This window comes from Microbacterium sp. GXF0217, assembly GCF_054798195.1.
This window is the reverse complement of sequence record NZ_JBSJZG010000002.1, coordinates 465,615-485,260: the sequence shown is the minus strand read 5'-3', so window position 1 is coordinate 485,260 and position 19,646 is coordinate 465,615. Positions and strand designations below refer to the sequence as shown.

General features: G+C 68.4%; 19 protein-coding genes. 10 read left to right on the top strand and 9 right to left on the bottom strand.

What is annotated here, in order from left to right; translation table 11 throughout:
• Positions 1–52: 52 nt before the first annotated feature.
• The 4 genes from ACWAT3_RS05545 to ACWAT3_RS05530 all read right to left on the bottom strand — a co-directional run bounded on the left by ACWAT3_RS05545 (position 53) and on the right by ACWAT3_RS05530 (position 4,456).
• Complete coding sequence (locus ACWAT3_RS05545) at positions 53–460, bottom strand: dehydrogenase (protein WP_460796562.1); 408 nt, start codon at positions 458–460, stop codon at positions 53–55.
• Between the two features lie 195 nt (positions 461–655).
• A complete protein-coding gene (locus ACWAT3_RS05540; protein ID WP_460796560.1) occupies positions 656–1,303 on the bottom strand; it encodes a hypothetical protein in 648 nt (215 codons plus the stop codon).
• A complete protein-coding gene (locus ACWAT3_RS05535) occupies positions 1,303–1,800 on the bottom strand; it encodes an amino-acid N-acetyltransferase (protein ID WP_460796558.1) in 498 nt (165 codons plus the stop codon). Before ACWAT3_RS05535 ends, ACWAT3_RS05540 begins: the two co-directional genes overlap by 1 nt.
• Positions 1,801–1,927: 127 nt before the next feature.
• Positions 1,928–4,456, bottom strand: coding sequence for an ATP-dependent Clp protease ATP-binding subunit (locus ACWAT3_RS05530; RefSeq protein ID WP_460796556.1), 2,529 nt, complete (start codon positions 4,454–4,456; stop codon positions 1,928–1,930).
• Positions 4,457–4,727: 271 nt separating this feature from the next.
• Here ACWAT3_RS05530 and ACWAT3_RS05525 point away from each other — a divergent pair, with 271 nt between their 5' ends.
• From ACWAT3_RS05525 to ACWAT3_RS05505, 5 genes are read left to right on the top strand one after another with little or no spacing between them, the layout of a single operon-like run.
• Positions 4,728–5,339 carry a hypothetical protein gene (locus ACWAT3_RS05525; RefSeq protein WP_460796555.1) on the top strand — a complete coding sequence of 204 codons (612 nt, stop codon included), beginning with the start codon at positions 4,728–4,730 and terminating at the stop codon, positions 5,337–5,339.
• Complete coding sequence (locus ACWAT3_RS05520) at positions 5,339–5,944, top strand: hypothetical protein (protein ID WP_460796553.1); 606 nt, start codon at positions 5,339–5,341, stop codon at positions 5,942–5,944. Before ACWAT3_RS05525 ends, ACWAT3_RS05520 begins: the two co-directional genes overlap by 1 nt.
• Positions 5,944–6,549 carry a hypothetical protein gene (locus tag ACWAT3_RS05515; RefSeq protein WP_460796551.1) on the top strand — a complete coding sequence of 202 codons (606 nt, stop codon included), beginning with the start codon at positions 5,944–5,946 and terminating at the stop codon, positions 6,547–6,549. The genes ACWAT3_RS05520 and ACWAT3_RS05515 overlap by 1 nt, the downstream gene beginning before the upstream one ends.
• Positions 6,549–7,292: a hypothetical protein gene (locus ACWAT3_RS05510; RefSeq protein WP_460796549.1), complete on the top strand. Its 744-nt coding sequence runs from the start codon at positions 6,549–6,551 to the stop codon at positions 7,290–7,292. Before ACWAT3_RS05515 ends, ACWAT3_RS05510 begins: the two co-directional genes overlap by 1 nt.
• Positions 7,289–7,519 (top strand): helix-turn-helix domain-containing protein, encoded by a 231-nt coding sequence (locus ACWAT3_RS05505; RefSeq protein ID WP_460796548.1) that lies wholly within the window; start codon positions 7,289–7,291, stop codon positions 7,517–7,519. Before ACWAT3_RS05510 ends, ACWAT3_RS05505 begins: the two co-directional genes overlap by 4 nt.
• A 263-nt stretch (positions 7,520–7,782) precedes the next feature.
• Here ACWAT3_RS05505 and ACWAT3_RS05500 read toward each other — a convergent pair whose 3' ends face one another.
• On the bottom strand, positions 7,783–9,369 hold the full coding sequence (locus ACWAT3_RS05500) for an HNH endonuclease signature motif containing protein (protein ID WP_460796546.1): 1,587 nt from the start codon (positions 9,367–9,369) through the stop codon (positions 7,783–7,785).
• A gap of 684 nt (positions 9,370–10,053) precedes the next feature.
• Between ACWAT3_RS05500 and ACWAT3_RS05495 the strand changes: the two genes are divergently transcribed.
• Positions 10,054–10,401: a hypothetical protein gene (locus tag ACWAT3_RS05495; protein ID WP_460796544.1), complete on the top strand. Its 348-nt coding sequence runs from the start codon at positions 10,054–10,056 to the stop codon at positions 10,399–10,401.
• A 212-nt stretch (positions 10,402–10,613) separates the two neighbouring features.
• Positions 10,614–12,035, top strand: coding sequence for a dicarboxylate/amino acid:cation symporter (locus ACWAT3_RS05490; protein ID WP_460796542.1), 1,422 nt, complete (start codon positions 10,614–10,616; stop codon positions 12,033–12,035).
• Between the two features lie 165 nt (positions 12,036–12,200).
• Here ACWAT3_RS05490 and ACWAT3_RS05485 read toward each other — a convergent pair whose 3' ends face one another.
• Complete coding sequence (locus ACWAT3_RS05485; RefSeq protein WP_460796541.1) at positions 12,201–13,967, bottom strand: cation:proton antiporter; 1,767 nt, start codon at positions 13,965–13,967, stop codon at positions 12,201–12,203.
• Positions 13,968–14,139: 172 nt separating this feature from the next.
• On the opposite strand from ACWAT3_RS05485, the gene ACWAT3_RS05480 reads away from it, so the two are divergent.
• Positions 14,140–15,186 carry an LLM class flavin-dependent oxidoreductase gene (locus ACWAT3_RS05480; protein ID WP_460796539.1) on the top strand — a complete coding sequence of 349 codons (1,047 nt, stop codon included), beginning with the start codon at positions 14,140–14,142 and terminating at the stop codon, positions 15,184–15,186.
• A 153-nt stretch (positions 15,187–15,339) separates the two neighbouring features.
• Positions 15,340–15,549: a methyltransferase gene (locus ACWAT3_RS05475; protein WP_460796537.1), complete on the top strand. Its 210-nt coding sequence runs from the start codon at positions 15,340–15,342 to the stop codon at positions 15,547–15,549.
• Between the two features lie 24 nt (positions 15,550–15,573).
• Here ACWAT3_RS05475 and pheA read toward each other — a convergent pair whose 3' ends face one another.
• Positions 15,574–16,524, bottom strand: coding sequence for a prephenate dehydratase (pheA, locus tag ACWAT3_RS05470; protein WP_460796535.1), 951 nt, complete (start codon positions 16,522–16,524; stop codon positions 15,574–15,576).
• 63 nt (positions 16,525–16,587) lie between these two features.
• Between pheA and pgm the strand changes: the two genes are divergently transcribed.
• Positions 16,588–18,231: a phosphoglucomutase (alpha-D-glucose-1,6-bisphosphate-dependent) gene (gene pgm / locus ACWAT3_RS05465; protein WP_460796534.1), complete on the top strand. Its 1,644-nt coding sequence runs from the start codon at positions 16,588–16,590 to the stop codon at positions 18,229–18,231.
• 117 nt (positions 18,232–18,348) lie between these two features.
• Here the strand turns inward: pgm and ACWAT3_RS05460 are convergent, their stop codons facing one another.
• The gene (locus ACWAT3_RS05460; protein ID WP_460796532.1) at positions 18,349–19,455 is read right to left on the bottom strand and encodes a glycerate kinase; all 1,107 of its coding nucleotides are present in this window, start codon (positions 19,453–19,455) and stop codon (positions 18,349–18,351) included.
• Complete coding sequence (locus ACWAT3_RS05455; protein WP_460796530.1) at positions 19,452–19,643, bottom strand: hypothetical protein; 192 nt, start codon at positions 19,641–19,643, stop codon at positions 19,452–19,454. The genes ACWAT3_RS05460 and ACWAT3_RS05455 overlap by 4 nt, the downstream gene beginning before the upstream one ends.
• Positions 19,644–19,646: the final 3 nt, after the last annotated feature.

The window sequence follows — 19,646 nt, the reverse complement described above, 5'->3', positions numbered from 1 at the left end:
GCGAGCAGCGATCTCGCCGCGGGTGCGGCGACGCTTCCAGCGATCGCGCCGCCTACTCGAGCGCCTTGAGCAGCTCGCGCGGGTCGGCCTGCATGGGATGCGGGCCGGCGATGTCGAGGAACACGGTCGTCACGGCATCCGCATGCTTCGTCAGAAACGCGCGCAGCCAGTCGGCCGAGTAGATCCCGACGCCGGGAGGAAGGTTGGCTGGCTTGTTCTTCGCGTCACTGAACAGCAGCAGCGCGACGTCGCCCGTACCGGGGTCTCGGTAGGTCCAGACCTCGCCGCTGTCGAGCGGGTTGTCCCGCGCGCCCGGCTTGATCAGCGGCACGACCGTGATGCCGTGGCGCAGCGCCAGCGCGACAGCAGCGACATCCTGCTTCTCGAGCGCTTGCGCGAGTGCCTCGGAGCGGAAGTCCTCGGGTGCCGGCTTCTTCTTCGCGCTCTTCTTACGGGCCATGGCTTAAGTGTATGGGGCCCTCTCGAGTCCTCCATTGGGGACTGGGGTACTCGAAAGGGCCCTCGGACTCTCGATCGGTGAGTGTCGAAGCGCTGGGGACGCTGAATTCGACGCCACTGGGGATGGCATGAATCACCGAATCAGTTTCCGAGAGTCACCTCTATGGTATCCCAAACATTCTGGGAAAACAGCTACTCACTGCAGGATGATCTGCCGCGTGCTCGCGCTGTCGAAACCGCCGATCGACACGGCGACGTGATAGGACGATCCCCCGGCGGGAGCGCGCTCGCGGTTCGGATCATCGCACGTCGTCGTGCTCGACCGCGTGCGATCCCACGGCAACGGCGTCGCGCTCGGCACAGTCTGTCCGGCCGTGAGCGTCACGATCATGCTGCTCGATTCGACCTGGCAGTCGGTCGAGCGCCACCACAGGTCGTCGCCGCTCGTCACCTGATAGCTCTGGGTCGCGGTTCCCACGTCGATCGTGCAGTCCGTCGCGCCCTTGTTGGTCAGCGAGATCGACAGCTGCGGCAGCTGCTCCGGCGCGTAGGACTCGGCATCCGTGACGGCGACGACCTCGATGTCCTGCGCCTCGCAGGCGACGATCCCCGGCGTCTCGGTGGCCGAGGGCGTCTGACTCTCCACAGTGGTCGGCGACGGGCTCTCGCTCTGAGGGGCCGTGGTCTGCTCGACCGTCGGCGTGGGGTCGGCCTGCACCTTCTGCTCCCACGGACGCGCGATCAGCGCCCAGACTCCGACCGCGACGACGGCGACGACGAGAATCAGCGCGAGAAGCACGGCCAGCCGTCGACGTCGGTACACCGCGGCGGTGCGTCTGGCCATCACAGGTCCTTCAGCATCCGGGTGTTGCCCAGGGTGTTGGGCTTGACGTGCGCGAGGTCGAGGAACTCCGCGACCCCCTCGTCGGGGCTGCGCAGCAGTTGCGAATAGACATCGGGGTCGACGACCTGTTCGCCGATCGGCGCGAAGCCGCGCCGCGTGAAGAAATCCACTTCGAAGGTCAGGCAGAACAACCGGCTGAGCCCGATCTCTCGTGCACGCTCTTCGAGCGCCTCGACGATCCGTCGTCCGACGCCGTGGTGCAGCCAGTCATCGCGGACGAGCAGCGTGCGGATCTCGCCGAGGTCCTCCCACATCACGTGCAGGGCGCCGCATCCGATCAACTCGCCGTCCTGTTCGGCGACGACGAACTCCTGCGTCGCGCCGTAGAGCACCGCGAGGTCCTTGCCGAGCAGGATGCGTCGGTCCACCATCGGCTCCAGCAGGCGATGGATGCCGAGAATGTCGGCGCTGCGTGCGGGGCGGACGGTGTAGCTCACGGCATCCAGCTTATGCGCGGTGCTCGCGACCACCCTGGCACTTCGCCGCGTGCCGAGTCCCAGCCGGTGCGGCGGCGGGGAGGTACGACGAAGGGCGGATGCCGAAGCATCCGCCCTCCGAATCAGATCACTCTCCGCTGGCGACGGCCAGGTCGGGCGTTCCGGGGATCGTGCCGCCGGTGTTGATTCCGACCGAGACCTTCTCGCCGCGGGCGCTGGTCTCGAACAGGAACTTGCCGTCGGCCGAGTCGACCTTGACGTGGTCGCCTGCGCTGAGCTCGCCGTGCAGGATCTTCTCGGACAGCTGGTCCTCGATCTCCCGCTGCATCGCGCGGCGCAGCGGCCGGGCGCCGAGCGCCGGGTCGAAGCCGACCTCGATCAGACGCTCCTTGGCGGCCTGCGTCAGCTCGACCGTCATGTCGCGGTCCAGCAGACGGTCGCTGAGACGCTTCACGAACAGATCGACGATCTGCACGAGCTCGTCCTTCGACAGCTGCGGGAAGACGATGACGTCGTCGACGCGGTTGAGGAATTCGGGCTTGAAGTGCCGCTTGAGCTCTTCGTCGACCTTGCCCTTCATCCTCTCGTAGCTGGTCTGCGCGTTGCCCTCGATCTGGAAGCCCACAGGGCCTCCGGCGATCGCGGACGATCCGAGGTTCGTGGTCATGATGATGACCGTGTTCTTGAAGTCCACGATCCGACCCTGACCGTCGGTCAGACGACCCTCTTCGAGGATCTGCAGCAACGAGTTGAAGATGTCGGGGTGGGCCTTCTCGATCTCATCGAAGAGCACCACGCTGAACGGCTTGCGGCGCACCTTCTCCGTGAGCTGACCGCCCTCTTCGAAGCCGACGAACCCTGGAGGGGCGCCGAACAGTCGCGAGACGGTGTGCTTCTCGCCGAACTCGCTCATGTCGAGCGAGATGAGCGCGCCTTCGTCGTCGAACAGGAACTCGGCGAGCGCCTTGGCCAGCTCGGTCTTTCCGACGCCGGTTGGGCCGGCGAAGATAAACGAACCGGACGGACGCTTCGGGTCCTTGAGCCCTGCGCGCTGGCGACGGATCGTGCGGGACAGGGCCGCGATGGCCTCCTCCTGCCCGATGACGCGCTGGTGCAGCGCCTTCTCCATGAAGACGAGTCGGCTGGACTCCTCTTCCGTCAGCTTGAACACCGGGATGCCGGTGGCCTGTGCGAGCACCTCGGCGATCAGGCCCTCGTCGACGACCGCCTGGGTCGCGACGTCACCGGAACGCCACTGCTTCTCGAGGCGGAGTCGCTCGGCGAGCAGGCTCTTCTCCTCGTCGCGCAGGGATGCGGCCTTCTCGAAGTCCTGCTCCTCGGAGGCGGCCTCCTTCTGCGTGCGGACAGCGGCGATCTTGTCGTCGAACTCCCGCAGCTCCGGCGGGGACGACAGGATGCTGAGCCGCAGACGCGCGCCGGCCTCATCGATCAGGTCGATGGCCTTGTCCGGCAGGAAGCGGTCGGAGACGTAGCGGTCGGCGAGGTTCGCCGCGGCCACGATGGCGCCGTCGGTGATCTGCACCTTGTGGTGCGCCTCGTAGCGGTCGCGGAGGCCCTTGAGGATGTTGATCGCGTGCGGGAGGCTCGGCTCGTTGACCTGCACCGGCTGGAAGCGGCGCTCGAGCGCGGCATCCTTCTCGAAGTGCTTGCGGTACTCGTCCAGCGTGGTCGCACCGATCGTCTGCAGCTCGCCGCGGGCGAGCAGCGGCTTCAGGATGCTGGCCGCATCGATCGCGCCCTCAGCGGCACCCGCACCCACGAGGGTGTGGATCTCGTCGATGAAGACGATGATGTCGCCGCGCGTGCGGATCTCCTTGGTGACCTTCTTCAGGCGCTCCTCGAAGTCGCCGCGGTAGCGGGATCCGGCGATGAGCGAGCCGAGGTCGAGCGAGTACAGCTGCTTGTCCTTCAGCGTCTCGGGCACGTCGCCCTTGACGATGGCCTGCGCGAGGCCCTCGACGACGGCGGTCTTTCCGACACCCGGCTCGCCGATCAGGACGGGGTTGTTCTTGGAACGGCGGGAGAGGATCTGCATGACCCGCTCCGCCTCCTTCTCGCGTCCGATCACCGGGTCGAGCTTGTTGTCGCGCGCGGCCTGGGTCAGGTTGCGACCGAACTGGTCGAGCACCTGCGAGCCGCCCTGGGCGCCCGACTGGGTCTCGTGCGTCTGCGCGCCGACGGCGGCGGGCTCGCGGCCCGGGGCGCCGGAGAGCAGCTGGATGACCTGCTGGCGGACCTTGTTCAGGTCGGCGCCGAGCTTGACGAGAACCTGGGCCGCGACACCCTCACCCTCGCGGATGAGGCCGAGCAGGATGTGCTCGGTGCCGATGTAGTTGTGACCGAGCTGCAGCGCTTCGCGCAGGCTCAGCTCGAGCACCTTCTTCGCGCGGGGGGTGAAGGGGATGTGGCCGGTCGGCTGCTGCTGACCCTGGCCGATGATGTCCTGCACCTGCTCGCGCACGGCGTCGAGGGAGATGCCGAGCGACTCCAGCGCCTTGGCTGCGACGCCCTCGCCCTCGTGGATGAGGCCGAGCAGGATGTGCTCGGTTCCGATGTAGTTGTGGTTGAGCATCTTCGCCTCTTCTTGGGCGAGGACGACCACTCGACGGGCTCGGTCCGTGAATCTCTCGAACATGTTCACTCCTTGGTTCGCACGTGGTTCGCGTGTCTCGCACGTGGCGAAGCTTGTACATCGAGAGTAACCACGCAGGCGAGGAGGTATGCCCGTGTTCGCCGTGGGCATAGCGCGTGGGTGGCGGGTGTCGTCGTGTGCGTGTGGACTGCGCGGCGAGTGCGCGTGTGCGGCCTGGCGCCTCGTCGCGTCAGGACAGGGTTGACACTCCTTATCGACTGTCGTTATGTTAACGAACATCGATAACATAACGACTATCGATAAGGGGTGGAGCATGAGTCGCAATTCAACGCCTTCCCGGCTCGAAGCGGTGACCATCGGGGTCGTCGCGACGGGCGCGGTGAGCATCGCGATCGCCGCGATCGTCGGGGCGACGAGTACCGCTGTCGAGATCTTCGGATCGCCGGTGCCCGTCTCGCTCCCCGTGCACGATGCGCCGATGGATGCCGTGTCGGATGCCGCGGGCGTGGCATCCGCGGAATACACGCAATCCCTGGTGTCGTTCGACGCACTGGGCGCCGGGACCCGCTGGCTGCTGTGGGGCGAGAGCGCGCTGCCGGCGCTGGCCACCGTCGTCGTGTGCATGTCGCTGTGGTGGCTCGGGCTGTCTCTGATCCGTCAGCGCGCGTTCCGCAGGTCGATGGCGCCGGTGCTCGGCACGGCCGCGATCGCGCTGGTGTTCGCGGGCATGTTCGCGCCCTTCCTGGGTGCCATCGCTCGCGCGCAGGTGGTCGAGCAGCTGCCCGCGTCCGATGCTGGCATGTTCTGGACGCTTCTCTATCAACTGGATCCTGCGCCGGTCGGCTGGGGCATCGCTTTGGCGCTGGTCGCGACCGCGTTCGAAGTGGGCCAGCGCCTGCAGAAGGAGACGGAGGGGTTGGTCTGATGAACGCGGAGAATGCAGAGAAGTCCGATCGCAGCGATCTGAGCTTCGCGGTCACGGTCGGGGCGCTCGTGGTCGCGTTCCTCGTGTACGACGGCATTCGGCAGCTGGTGGAGCTGTTCGAGACCTCCGGGGCCGTGACGGTTCGCACGCGGGTTCCTGAGCAGGAGATCACGGTCGCCATCGGAAGCGGCGCACCCGGCACGGTCGACCTCGCGACGCTCGTGGTGAGCGGTGTGAACAGCGTCAGCGTCGCCAGCCTCGTGGTGTCGATCGTGGCGAGCACGTCCGCCCTGGTCGCCGCCGCGGTTCTCGGAGTGCTCGTGTGCCGTCGCCTGTTCCGCGGGATCGTGTTCGATGCGACGAACACGCGCCTGACTTTCTGGATGTCGATGAGCCTGCTCGCTGCCGGCCTGCTCGGCGCATGGTTCGAGAACATGGGGCTGAATGGGGTCTTCGCGGCGCTCGGCGGCTCGTTCGACGACGGTCGCTGGTTGCTGTTCGGCGACGCGATCCCGCTGTATGTCGCGGCGATCGCCGTCGGCGTGCTCGTGATCGTGTTCCGCCGTGGCGCGGCGCTGCAGAAGGAAACGGAAGGGCTGGTCTGATGGAACCCACACGATCCGAGCGCGCTGATGCGTTCACCGTCCTCCTGTACGGCGTCGGCGCAGCAGTCGTCGTCGGCATCGGAACCTGGCTGCGCACAGCCGACGTCTTCCGTGACGAGGGCATCGCCTGGACGATTCCGATCGACGAGCAGCCCATCCAGGCGACGGCGGAGTCGGGCGCCCTCGCGGTCGACGGCATCGCCCAGGACGCGCTCATCATCGCGTCGGGTGTGGGCGGAGGCGCGGTCGCCGCGATCATCGGCGGCATCGTCTTGTGGTCGGTGACGGCGCTCGTCGTGATCGGAGCCGTCATGCTCGTGGCGTTGAACTTCCTGCGCGGTCGCGTCTTCGTGAGGGGGAACGCTCTGGCGTTCACGATCATGGGATGGATGCTGACGATCGCCCCGCTCGTGATCGTCGGCCTGGATGGCATCGCACGCAACGGCGTGCTCGTAGCGGCCGGATTCGGGGCGGGTGAGCCCACTCATCCGATCGAGTTCTGGGCCGCGATACCCGTGGTCGCTGGCGGCATCGCGGTCGGCCTCATCGCCGTCGCGTTCCGGCGCGGCATCCGCCTGCAGAAGGAAACGGAAGGGCTGGTCTGATGATCACGTTCGGTGGGGATCTGTGGGCTTCGCTCGGATGGATGGCGCTGGTGCTGGCCGTCATCGCTGCAATCATCGGCGTGGTCGTCTGGCGGGGACGGCGGCGTGGGAGCACGACGATCGCGCTGGATGCCGCACTCGCGATCTCCAGCTGGTGGGTGATGATGTCGGGCGTCGGAGTCATCATCATCGTCGTCAAGGCATTCACCGTGGACTGGGCGGAGCTGGATGGCGCGACGAACGTCTGGCTCCCCCGGCCGGATGGTCTGCCGTGCGCCGAGTTCGGCGCAGCAGGGATGCTGACATGCAGCGGACAAGAGCTATCCGAATTCACGGTCGGCGGGGCGTCACTCGGGCTCCGAATGCTGGCGGCTGCCGCGCAGCTGTGCGCGGCAGTGTTCATGACGATTCCGGCGGCCATGCTCGCGGCGATCTGCTTCCAGACGCTGCGGGGGCGTCCGTTCTCGCGGACCGTGACGCGGGTGCTGACGATCGGCGCGGCCGCAGTGCTCGGGATCGGGATCGCATCGGACCTCCTCGGAAGCATCGCCGCGACGACGGGCTTGCGAGAGGTGCTCGATGCCTCCTCCGAGTGGTACCCGACACGATTCCAGTTGACCGTCACCCCTCTGCCGTTCGTCGCCGCACTCGGGCTGCTCGCGTTGGCGGCCGTGTTCCGCGAGGGCATGCGACTTCAGACGCAGAAGGAAGCACTTGAGCGCGAGACGGAGGGGCTGGTATGACTCCAGCGGACTCCGACGACGAGCTCACCGGCATCCACTGCCGACTGGATGAGCTGCTCGTTTCGCGGGGAATGACTCTGACGGAGCTGAGCGCGCGAGTGGGCGTCTCGATCGTGAACCTCTCGGTACTGAAGAACGATCGGGCGCGCGCGATCCGGTATTCGACGCTGCGGGCGATCTGCGATGCGCTCGAATGCGAGGTGGGCGAGCTTCTCGTGCTGGCGTAGCGCGGCGGGGCTTTGTGCGTGGCACGTCGTGGTGCAGCGCCGCGGCCGTCGGGTAGCGCGGCGGATGCGGGGTCGGGCGCCGCGGCGTGGCGGGCTGCGCGACGCGGGCTGCGCGACGCGGGCTGCGCGGAGCGGTCTGGGCGCGGAGCGACGCGGTGTGGGCGCCGACGCGGCGTGGAGCGCATACTGCGGCGCGCCAGGGTCGCGGTCGACGGATGCCCCGACGGACAAGAGCCACCGCACCGTGGTCACCCCGTCGCTGCTCACGCCGCGGGGCGGAAGCGTTTCGGAGGCGGATCGACTCCGAGCGCACCCCAGCTGTAGAGCAGGACGGCTCGCGGTTTCAGGACGATCATCTCCCCACCCGGGTCGTACAGCACGAAGCCGCCCTTGCCTTCCCGCGTGATCCGCCACCCACCGTGATGCAGATTCATGTGGTGGAAGCGGCACAGCAGAATCCCGCGATCGATGTCGGTACGCCCGCCACCGGACCATTCATCGATGTGATGCGCCTCGCAATACGATGCAGGCCGATCACAACCGGGGAATCGGCATCCGCCATCCCTGACGGCCAGCGCAATGCGCTGCGCTGATGTGAACAGCCGACGATCTCGTCCGACATCCAGCGGGTTCCCGCACGAATCAACGGTCACCGTCACTGCCCCGGTGTCGCAGATGCGCTGATCGGCGACCGCAGCGGGGAAGGCGATGAGCCCGTCCTCCGTGAGCACCGCGTTCGACCGCGCGCCCGCTTGATCGACCGTCTGCACGAGCCGCACTCCGGCTTGCCGAGTGCCGAACACGTTCTCGGGCTCGGCGAGCACTCCGGCGCGCAGTGCGTCTACGATGAGGTCGAAGGCGAGCTGATCGTTCGTACGCGGATCATCGACGAGCTGCGATGCTTGCACCTTCTCGACCGAGTCGACGAATCTCGGCCCGCCGCGGCGCGGCCTCAGTGCGGATGCCAGCACGCTGTCGACGAATGCTCCGCTCTCTTCGTCGAACACGAAGTGTCCGTGCTTGCGACCGAACGTGTCTCGGTAGGTGCGGAACGATCGAGCCTCGAACTGAGCCCGATAGCGCTCGGCGGCGCCTTCCGGATCGAGGATGTCGCGCACCGAACGAGCGGCGACCCGCAGCTCTTCCACTGTGCGCTCACCTGCCTCAGCGATCAGCTGCTCAGCCGCGCACCGCCACTCATCGCGGGCGGCGTCGTCGCTCGCGTCATCACCGCGCGGCGGCTCGCCGAGGCCGCTGCGGATCACGTCGAACTGCGCCGACGTGATCCGAGCGGCCTGGAGCGCGGCATGCAGACACGTCTGCCATGGCAACGACCTGGTCGATCCCGACCGCACACCCGCGGAATCTGCCTGATCCGCGTCGTCTGCGCCTGGGTCGCCCGATGTCTCGTCGCCGTCGCGGCCCAATTCGGTGCCGCCCGATCCACCGAAGCCGTCGCCGAGAACGAACCTGTCATCGTCTCCGCCCGACGTCCCGCCCGCCCCGTCAATGCCGACCCCGCGAGCCCCAGCGCCCATCCCGAACTCTGCACCGATCGCCGCCTCAGCCCCCGCCTCGGCAGCAGCCCGCGCCTCCACCTCTTCGATCAACGTCTGTCCGACGCGCACCTCTCGTGCAGCTTCGCCCTTCGTCGAGCCCGTCACCTTCTGAACGAGATCGACGGTCGACCGCTGACCGCGGGACTGCGCCAACCCCGAATGTCCGCGCGAGCGTTTCGACCGCACCGCGATGACCCCGATGGAGAGCAGCCTGATCTGCTCGACCTGCTTCACCAGCTCGGCCGATTCTTCGAAGACCGTGAGGATCTCAGAATCCGAAAGGGCAGCCAACGTGGCCGGAAGGTCTTCAGCGCAGGCCGGCGCAGGACGCCCACACAGTGTGGGGATCAGGGCCGCAACCTCGCTGAAAACTGCCATAGTTCATGGTCGCACTGGCCTCCGACATCGGAAGCAGATATCTGGTTGCGTCAGGGTCCGGCAACGTGGGACGAGTTCGTGTCACTCGCCGAGTCGGATGCCGGCATCCGCGCGAACCTCATTCCTGATGCCCATATCGCGGCGGTCTGCATCGCGAACGGGGCCTGATTGGCGACGAGGGATCGCGGGTTCGGACGGTTCGCCGGATTGAGGTGGTTCGATCCGGGGGCGTGAGGCGGCAGGACAGGTGGTTGTGGTCACCTGAGTCGGACCGTCTCGACGACGTCCTCAGTCGTCACGGCCGACATGTTCGGAAGCAACGAGTCCGATCGGCGGCGCCGTTCCGCTTGACCCGTCCTCTTCTCTTGTGGCCCACGCCCTCTGAGCCCGAGATTGCGCGTCCATGATGCATGACGCACGGCCAGGCCTGAACGACGAGGACGGAACCCGCCGGATGGTGGAAGGCAAATGTCAGTCCGCTCGAGGCGAGGCCGACGTTTGTCTTCCAGCACGGCCGGAAGTCCGCTGCTGAGCATGGGCAGTTCTGCCCGCCGCTCGCACCTATCAATCAGCTGGGAACGCGCTACCGTTGTCCCCATGAACAGCGACCGGAAACTGCGTAACCGACTTCTCACCGCTGTGCCGATCGCGGCACTGGTGTTCTCCCTTGCGGCGTGCGGGGGCGCGGCCGTTGAACGTCCCTCGACCAGCGAGCTCAACGACGGCATTTCGAAGATCCTCGAGTCGACCGGACAGGAAGACGTCCTGACGGACGACCAGATCACGTGCGTGTCGGAGGCACTCCTCGACTCGGAGATCTCCGACGAGGATCTCTCCAACATCGCCAAGGGCGAGGACGTGCAGACGTCGCAGGAAGCCAAGGACCTCGTCACCACGACGATGACCGAGGCAGTCTCCACCTGCATCCTCGACAGCGCGGAGTGACCTCCTGCTGAAGCGCGCTTCGACAGGCTCAGCGAGCCGGGGGGTCAGCGTGCTTCGGCAGACTCATCTAGCCGACGAACCCACGAACGGTGACGGCGCTTCAGACGAAGCACCGTCACCGTTCGTCATCTCCATTCCTGGGAATACGCCGATAGGCATAGCGTTGACTCCCATCGGCGTGCGCCTCGGCACGCCCAGGACTTGGAGTCTCCATGAGCACCACCTCTCGCGCCCAGAAGGCGCCAGATACCCGTAGCCCCGCGCGCAAGCTGCTTACTTCGTTCGGCTTCCAGATCATCGCGGCCCTGGTCCTCGGCGTCGTCGCCGGACTCATCGGCCGCCAGCTCGGCGCCTCTGCCGAAAACCCGACGATCCTGTCGGACACGCTCGACAAGATCGGCAGCTCGTACGTCACGATCCTGCGCGCGGCCGTCGTCCCGCTGATCTTCACGGCGATCGTCGCGAGCATCTCGAACCTGCGCCGCGTCCAGAACGCCGCTCGCCTCGCCGGGCAGACCATTCTCTGGTTCTGCATCACCGCGTTCATCGCCGTGATCATCGGCATCGTGCTCGGCCTGGTCATCCAGCCCGGCTCCCGCGCCGGCGAGGGCCTCGAGCCCGGCGACCCGTACACGGTCGGCACCTGGTGGAACTTCCTTCTGGGCCTCATCCCGCAGAACTTCCTCGGCCTGACGGTCTCGACCGGCCCGGGCGCCGTCGACGGCACGTTCACCTCGAGCGTCGGCTTCAACATCCTCCAGGTCATCGTCGTCGCCGCCGTCGTGGGCATCGCAGCTCTCAAGGCCGGCAAGAAGGCCGAGCCGTTCCTCGTCTTCACCGAGTCGCTGCTGAAGGTCATCCAGCGCGTGCTGTGGTGGATCATCCGCATCGCCCCGATCGGCACCTTCGGCCTCATCGGATCCGCCGTCATCAAGTACGGCTGGGACAAGCTCGTCGGCCTCGGCTGGTTCGCCGCCGCCGTCTACATCGGTCTCGCCCTCGTGCTGTTCGTCGTCTACCCGGTGATCGTCCGCACCAACGGCCTCTCGATCAAGCAGTACTTCTCTGGCGTCTGGCCCGCGGTGCAGCTGGCCTTCGTGAGCCGCTCCTCGATCGGCACCCTGCCGCTCACCGAGCGAGTCACCGAGCGCAACCTCGGCGTACCCGCCTCGTACGCATCGTTCGCCGTGCCGCTCGGTGCGACCACCAAGATGGACGGCTGCGCGGCCATCTACCCCGCGATCGCCGCGATCTTCGTCGCGCAGTTCTTCGGCATCCAGCTGGACTTCTTCCAGTACCTGCTGATCGTCATCGTCTCGGTGCTCGGTTCTGCGGCGACGGCCGGCACGACCGGCGCGGTCGTCATGCTGACGCTCACGCTGTCGACCCTCGGCCTGCCCCTCGAGGGCGTCGGGCTGCTCCTCGCGATCGACCCGATCCTCGACATGGGCCGCACGGCCGTCAACGTCGCAGGGCAGGCGCTCGTCCCGACGATCGTCGCCAAGCGCGAAGGCATCCTCGACGAGGAGCTCTACAACGCACCGCGCGAGGGCCTTCCGTTCGCCGACGACTCCGCCGGCGACTCGGACGCTCCGGAGCAGGATGCCGAGGCACAGCCCGCCGGGGCCCGCTGACGCTCGCCCCTCCCGAGAGACCTCTCGCGCACTGCGAAACCCCGCCGTATCCACGTGAATACGGCGGGGTTTCGCCGATACCGAGGTCTCGACGCAAGTTCGCCGACACGGAGAGGTCTCGACGAACGAGACCGAGCACGGGCAGAGGGACCAGGCAAACGCGAGCTACGCGCGTGACTGCGGGCGCGCCGCACCCCTCGTGTCCAGGGCGAGCTCCTCGGCATCCATCGCCGTGATCAGCTCGCGCATGAGCTCCTCGTCGAGGTTTCCGGCATCCCGCTCCTCCAGCAGGATCTCGCGCCGCACATGCAGCCAGCCCTTCGACAGCGCGACGAGATCCTCGTAGGTCGGGCGGGCGACATCCTCGGCGTCGTGCGCCTGGTCGGTGTCCTTCTCCACCTTCGTCATCCGCTTCGCGAACCGGTCGAACACGGCGAGATCGGCGGTGCCGTACTTCTGCTCCCACGCCGCGCGCCGGTGCTCGATGAACTCCTTGCCCGCCTGCCTCGTCCGCGCTCGCACGGCGGCGAGCTCCGCGGCATCCTGCTCCTCATCGACGTCGCTCGCAACGCCCAACCACCGGATCAACGCGGGAAGCGTCAATCCCTGCAGCAGCAGCGTCCCGACCGTCACGGCGAACGCGACCACGACGATCGCGTGCGACGCCTCGGAGTCGAGCGCGGCGAGGTCGGCTGCGGCGAGCGCCGTCGCCAGCGTGACGACGCCGCGCATCCCGGCCCACGAGATGACCGCGTTGTCCTTCCAGCTGAGTTCCGGCTCGGTGAAACGCGCCTGCACCTCCTCGACGGTCGGATGCGGCCGCTGCCTGCCCGTCGCCGCACGCTCCGGATGCTTCGCCGCGAACCGCTCTCTCCGCTCCTGCTCGAGCCGCTCTCTGCGCTCCCACTCCCCCGAAGCGAGAGATCTCTCCCAGCGCCGCAGCCGGATCCGCTGCATCCACATCGCCCATGCGTGCGCGGGGTAGATGTACACCGGCCGCACCACGAGCACGACCAGCAGCACGACACCCGCGAGCACCAGGATCTCGCCCACCGACTCGCGCCCGAGATCGCTGATCACCCGCGGCAGCTGCAGACCGATGTAGGCGAACACGAAGCTCTCCAGCAGGAAGTCCGCCGACAGCCACAGCGGAGCCTCCTGCTGCCGCGTCGTATAGTCGGTGCGGGGTGCATTGAAGCCGACGTACAGTCCCATCGCCACCACCGCGAGCACCCCAGAGCCGCCCAGATGCTCGGCGATCGCATACGCCCCGAACGGCACGAGCAGTCCGAACGTGCCGATCACCACAGGGTCATCCAGCCGGATGCGCAGCTGGTGGAGCAGGATGCCGAACACCAGCCCGACCACGACCCCCACGACCACGGCGACGACGAATTCCCAGACACTCGCCCCGAGCTGGAACGCCCCGCCGGCGACGATCGCCGCGAACACCCGGTACATCGTCAGCGACGTGGCGTCGTTGATGAGGCTCTCTCCGGAGAGCACCGTCATCACTCGGCGCGGCAGACCGAGCTTGCGCCCGATCGCAGCGGCGGAGACGGCATCCGGCGGCGCGACGATCGCACCAAGCAGCAGCGCCCCGGGCAGCGTCAGCGACGGGAAGATCAGCCACGCCACGAGCCCGACGACGAGGGCGGTGATGAGAACCAGCCAGATCCCGAGCCGGCGGATCTGCGGCAGGCTGCGCTTGAAGCCGACGAACGAGACATCCAGCGCCGCCGAGTACAGCAGCGGCGGCAGGACGAGATTCAGCAGCAGATGGCCGTCGATCTCCAGCTCCGGCACGAACGGCAGGAAGGATGCCGCGAGGGCGACGACCGTGACCAGCAACGGGGCAGGCCATCCTCGCCAGCGGGCGAAGGCCGCCACCGAGATCGCACCGACGAGGACGTAGAACAGTCCGGCATCCATGCCGTCAGGCTATCGCCCGCGTCCTTCACCGCAGCGCGACCGGCGCGCGGTAGCCGGAGCGGGGGGCGCGACGTGGAGCGCGGCGTGCGGAGCGCGGCGTGCGGAGCGCGGCGTGCGGCCGATCTCGGACGTGCGGGGAATGCATCGGCGAGCATTCGGGTTGCATTCGGCGATGACTTCCGCCGCCCCCGCCCTCTCCGTCCTCGACCTCGTCCCGGTTCGCACCGGCCAGACCAGCACGGAGGCGATCGCGGCATCCCTCGCCCTCGCCGAGACGGCAGACCGACTCGGCTACCGCCGTTACTGGTTCGCCGAGCACCACAACATGCCGGCGGTCGCGTCCACGACGCCACCCGTGCTGATCGCTGCGGCCGCCACCCGCACCACAACGCTTCGCCTCGGCTCCGGCGGGGTGATGCTGCCCAACCACGCGCCGCTCATCGTCGCCGAGCAGTTCGCGGCGCTCGAGGCGATCGCGCCAGGTCGCATCGACCTCGGCCTCGGCCGCGCACCGGGCAGCGACCCCGTGATCACCCAGCTGCTGCGGGGCTCGGGAACCACGAGCGACGTCGAGCAGTTCCCCCGGCACGTGCAGGACATCACGCTGCTCCTCTCCGCCGAGGGCGCGCAGATCCAGTTCACCTCCGGCGGCGAGTACACGGTCCGCGCGACCCCGGCCGCGGCCGGGGTTCCCGAGGTGTGGCTGCTCGGCTCGAGCGACTACTCCGCGCAGCTCGCCGCGGCCCAGGGCCTGCCGTACGTGTTCGCCAACCATTTCGCCGGGACCGGCCTCGAGCGCGCGCTCGAGCTCTACCGCTCGGGTTACCAGCCGAGCGAGGCGCACCCTGCGCCGCGGACCTTCCTCACCATGAACGTGGTCGCCGCGCCGACTCAGGCGGAAGCGGAGGCCCGTGCCCTGCCGCAGCTGCGCATGATGTCGCGGCTCCGCCTGAACAAGCCGCTGACCGCACTCGAAACCGTCGAGGAGGCGCTGTCCGCGGCATCCGATCCCGCGACCGATCAGGTCGTCGAAGCCGCCCGCGCGCGCTGGTTCGTCGGAACCGGAGAGTCGGTCGCGGCCGAGCTCGCGGACTTCGCCGCGAAGCACGACGTCGACGAGATCATGCTCTCGCCGGTCGCCGGCGCCTACGAATCCGAGCCGAAGGAGGCCGCGGGCGGCCGCGCCCAGACGCTCGAACTCATCTCCGCCGCGCAGTAGCCCCGCCGCGTTCACCCGCTCGCGCGAGAAACCACTTCCGCCGCGAGAAACCACCTCCGCGCTGGTTTCTCACGCGGCGACTGGTTTCTCGTTGCCTCTGGCGCGGCTGCGCCGCGAGGCGTACGGTCAGGAGCATCGGAGAAGGGGAACGCCATGAGCACCACGAAGACACGTGCACTGTGGGTCGCCTACGGGACGAACGGCGTATGCGGAAGCATCCGGCACGAGGACGACGCCTACGTCGTCACGATGGCCGGAGCGGATGCTGCGACCGGCACGTACCCGAGTCTGGAATCCGCCAAGGGTGCGCTGCACTCGCACATGCCGCCAGGCAGCGAGTGGCCGCGTTTCCAGGAGCACTGAGCCCGACGGGGTTCAGCGCGGCGCCTACGCCTCGGGCTCGCCCGAGAGCAGTCCGCGCAGCCAGTCGCGCGCCTCGACGAAGATGTCGTCCGAGTAGCGGTCGGGGTACTGCACGATCTGCCGATCCGCACGCGGGTAGGACCCCAGGAACACGACGCGAGGGCTGAACCGGCGGATGCCGAGCAACGCGTCTGCCATCCGCTCATCCTGCACGTGCCCTTCGGCGTCGATGACGAACCGGTAGCGTCCCAGCTCGTCGCCGATCGGCCGCGACTCGATGAGCGACAGGTTGATTCCGCGCGTCGAGAACTGCTCGAGCATCTCGAGGAGCGACCCGGGGTGGTCGTGCGGCAGCTCGACGATGAGCGAGGTCTTGTCGGCGCCGGTCGGCGAGGGCGGCGTGGTCGTGCGCGTCACCAGCACGAACCGGGTGACCGCCTGCGTGTTGTCGCCGATCTCTGATGCCAGCACGTCGACGTCGTAGTGCTGGACGATGCCGGGGGCGGCGATCGCCGCCTGCGCCGGGCTCGTCCCGTCGAGCACGCCGATCGCGGACGCCACATTGCTCGACGCCGGCACGTGCGAATGGTTGGGGAGGTTCTCGCCGAGCCAGCCGTGGCACTGCGCGTACGCGACGGGATGCGCGGCGATCACCGACACATCCTCGAGCCGAACGCCTGGCGGGGCGACGAGCACGAAGTTCACCCTCACCAGGTACTCCCCGATGATGCGCAGGCCCGGCAGCGTCGCCAGCGCGTCCTGCGTCGTCGAGACGCCGCCCTCGATCGAGTTCTCGATCGCGATCATCGCGGCGTAGCTGCGGTCCTCGAGCACGTCGGCGAGCGCCTCGCCGACGTTGTGGACGGCCCGCCACTGCTGGCCTCTGGCCTCGGCGACCTGGTCGAGCGCCGCTTCCGTGAAGGTGCCGGCAGGGCCGAGATAGCTGTAGGTGCGCCGTTCAGTCACGCGTTTCACCTTAGCCCTGAAGATGTCGACCCGAATGTGCACGCGCGTGCAGTTTGGGGGCAGACTGTTCACATGACGAGCCGTGCCGGCCTCCCCGCGGAGGAAAGTGACCTCATCGATGTCGACGAACTGATCGCCGCGTACTACGACCGGCACCCGGATCCGTCCGACCCGGCGCAGCGCGTGGCCTTCGGCACGAGCGGCCACCGCGGCTCATCGCTGAGCGGCAGCTTCAACGAGAACCACATCCTGGCCACCACCCAGGCGATCGTCGACTACCGCACCGCGCAGGGCATCACCGGGCCGCTCTTCCTCGGCCGGGACACGCACGCCCTGTCGCTCCCCGCCGAGCGCAGCGCGATCGAGGTCCTCGTGGCCAACGGCGTCGACCTCCGCGTCGACTCCCGCGACTCCTGGGTGCCGACGCCGGCGCTCAGCCACGCGATCCTCGCCTTCAACAAGGACCTCGCCGCCGACGCGGCCGGACGCGCGGACGGCATCGTCGTCACCCCGTCGCACAACCCGCCCCGCGACGGCGGCTTCAAGTACAACCCGCCGCACGGCGGCCCCGCCGACACCGACGCCACCGGCTGGATCGCCGACCGCGCCAACGCCCTGCTGGAAGCAGGTCTCGAGGGTGTCAAGAGCGAGCGCTTCGCCGACATCGACTGGGACGCCCTGCCCAGCTACGACTTCCGCGACGCCTACGTGCGCGACCTCGCCACGATCATCGACATCGACGCGATCAAGCGCGCCGGCGTCCGCATCGGCGCCGATCCGCTCGGAGGCGCATCGGTGGACTACTGGGCGCACATCAAGCAGGTCTATGAGATCGACCTCACGGTCGTGAACCCGGAGGTCGACCCGACCTGGCGGTTCATGACGCTGGACTGGGACGAGAAGATCCGGATGGATCCGTCCTCCCCCTCGGCCATGGCCTCCCTGGTCGCCCGCCGCGACGACTTCGACGTGCTCACCGGCAACGATGCGGATGCCGACCGACACGGCATCGTGACTCCGGATGCCGGACTCATGAACCCGAACCACTACCTCGCCGTTGCGATCGACTACCTGTTCTCGCACCGCGCCGAGTGGCCTCGGGATGCCGCGATCGGCAAGACCCTCGTGTCGTCCATGATCATCGACCGCGTCGCCGAGTCGCTCGGTCGCCGGCTGCTGGAAGTGCCCGTCGGGTTCAAGTGGTTCGTCCCGGGTCTGCTGGACGGCTCGGTCGCGTTCGGCGGCGAGGAGTCCGCTGGCGCGTCGTTCCTCCGCAAGGACGGTTCGGTCTGGTCCACGGACAAGGACGGCATCCTGCTCTGCCTGCTCGCCGCCGAGATCATCGCGGTGACGGGCAAGACTCCGTCCGAGCGCTACCGCGAGCTCGAGGAGGCCTTCGGCGCCTCGGCCTATCAGCGCGTGGATGCGCCGGCGACGCCCGCGCAGAAGGCCGCGCTCGGCAAGCTGGCTCCGGATGCCGTGGCCGCCGGCTCGCTCGCCGGAGAGGCGATCACCGCGAAGCTGTCGCACGCGCCGGGCAACGGCGCCGCAATCGGCGGACTCAAGGTGCAGACCGAGCACGCATGGTTCGCCGCGCGCCCCTCCGGCACCGAGGACGTCTACAAGCTGTATGCCGAGAGCCTGCTCGGGGCCGAACACCTCGCCCAGGTGCAGGAGGAGGCGCGCGCCGTCGTCAGCGCAGCCCTCGGCGGCTGACCCGCGCGGACAGGCGACTTCGCCAGGACGCGAGACTCACGCTGCGCGGTGAGCTGTGCGCAGGCCGGCCAAGCCTCACCCCGCAGAGTACGTCTTGCGGACGGGCGGGACGGACGGTCAGAGCGCGCGCGCCAGCGCGGCGCCGGCGGCCCGCAGCCACTCGGCCGCGTCGGCCTGCGCCGCCTCGCCGGACCCCGCGAGGTCGGTCAGCGACGCGGATGCCGCGAACGCGCTCGTGTCGGCATCCGACGTGATGCGACCGGCGACGAGCATCACCGGAACTCCGGCATCCGCGGCGAGATCGGCGACGAACGACGGGACCTTGCCGTCTCCCGACTGACCGTCGAAAGACCCCTCGCCCGTGAGGACGACATCGGCGTCAGCGATCGCGCCCGCCAGATCGATCAGCTCGGCCACCGCCTCGGCGCCGGGCGTCAACCGGGCACCCCACGCGACCAGCGCCGCACCGGCACCGCCCGCAGCACCCGTCCCCGGGTGCTCAGGGTCCAGATGCAGCAGCTGCGCGAGGTGCGCCAAACCGGCATCCGCCGTCCTGATGTCGTCCGGGGCGGTCAGCCCCTTCTGCGGCCCGAACACGGCGGCCGCACCGCGCGGGCCGGTGAGCGGGTTCGTGACATCGGTGAGAACCCGCACGTCGGGGGCCGGCCACAGTCCTCCCCGGTCGACGGCGACCACGTCGCGGAGACCTGCCGCACCTGGCGCGACCTGCTCCCCGTCACGATCGAGGAAACGGGCGCCCAGCGCGGTGAGCAGTCCGATCCCGCCGTCGGTGGACGCGCTGGAGCCGATGCCGAGCACGAGGCGCGAGACTCCGGCATCCAATGCCGCAGCGATCGCCTGACCGAAGCCGGTCGTGTCGGCATCCCACGGGCGCAGCTCGTGCAGCAGCTCGATGCCGGAGGTCGAGGCGAGATCGACCACAGCGGTGCCGCTGGGCGACTCCGGCGTCGGCGGCAGCCACAGCCAGCTGCTCTCGATCGCCTCGCCCGTCGGTCCGTCGACGATCACCGGATGCCGCAGCGCACCATCGACGGCGGCCTCGAACGCCGCCACGGTGCCCTCGCCGCCGTCCGCCATCGGGCGCAGCAGGAACTCGGATCCGTGCTCGACGGACGCCCACCCTTCGGCGAGGGATGCCGTGGCATCCGCTGCTGAGATCGATCCCTTGAAGCTGTCCGGTGCGATGACGATGCGTCTGGTCACTGCTGGTCTCCCCATTTCAGAGTGTCGTTCGCCACGACGGCGACGGTGTCGGGGTCGAGAGCGGCCCCGTTCAGAATCTCCAGGAACTCGGAGGCGTACGCTGCCGTTCGGCTGTCGGCGAGGTACTCCGCCTCGTGCGCGGTCATGGCATCCAGCGACCAGTCGTGCGCGCCGCGGCCGGGCGGCACCGG

Excerpts from the sequence above, each read along its gene's own strand:
- ACWAT3_RS05545 (WP_460796562.1), bottom strand. The coding sequence starts at position 460 with ATGGCCCGTAAGAAGAGCGCGAAGAAGAAGCCGGCACCCGAGGACTTC.
- ACWAT3_RS05540 (WP_460796560.1), bottom strand. The coding sequence starts at position 1,303 with ATGGCCAGACGCACCGCCGCGGTGTACCGACGTCGACGGCTGGCCGTG.
- ACWAT3_RS05530 (WP_460796556.1), bottom strand. The coding sequence starts at position 4,456 with ATGTTCGAGAGATTCACGGACCGAGCCCGTCGAGTGGTCGTCCTCGCC.
- ACWAT3_RS05525 (WP_460796555.1), top strand. The coding sequence starts at position 4,728 with ATGAGTCGCAATTCAACGCCTTCCCGGCTCGAAGCGGTGACCATCGGG.
- ACWAT3_RS05520 (WP_460796553.1), top strand. The coding sequence starts at position 5,339 with ATGAACGCGGAGAATGCAGAGAAGTCCGATCGCAGCGATCTGAGCTTC.
- ACWAT3_RS05515 (WP_460796551.1), top strand. The coding sequence starts at position 5,944 with ATGGAACCCACACGATCCGAGCGCGCTGATGCGTTCACCGTCCTCCTG.
- ACWAT3_RS05510 (WP_460796549.1), top strand. The coding sequence starts at position 6,549 with ATGATCACGTTCGGTGGGGATCTGTGGGCTTCGCTCGGATGGATGGCG.
- ACWAT3_RS05505 (WP_460796548.1), top strand. The coding sequence starts at position 7,289 with ATGACTCCAGCGGACTCCGACGACGAGCTCACCGGCATCCACTGCCGA.
- ACWAT3_RS05495 (WP_460796544.1), top strand. The coding sequence starts at position 10,054 with ATGAACAGCGACCGGAAACTGCGTAACCGACTTCTCACCGCTGTGCCG.
- ACWAT3_RS05490 (WP_460796542.1), top strand. The coding sequence starts at position 10,614 with ATGAGCACCACCTCTCGCGCCCAGAAGGCGCCAGATACCCGTAGCCCC.
- ACWAT3_RS05485 (WP_460796541.1), bottom strand. The coding sequence starts at position 13,967 with ATGGATGCCGGACTGTTCTACGTCCTCGTCGGTGCGATCTCGGTGGCG.
- ACWAT3_RS05480 (WP_460796539.1), top strand. The coding sequence starts at position 14,140 with ATGACTTCCGCCGCCCCCGCCCTCTCCGTCCTCGACCTCGTCCCGGTT.
- ACWAT3_RS05475 (WP_460796537.1), top strand. The coding sequence starts at position 15,340 with ATGAGCACCACGAAGACACGTGCACTGTGGGTCGCCTACGGGACGAAC.
- pgm (WP_460796534.1), top strand. The coding sequence starts at position 16,588 with ATGACGAGCCGTGCCGGCCTCCCCGCGGAGGAAAGTGACCTCATCGAT.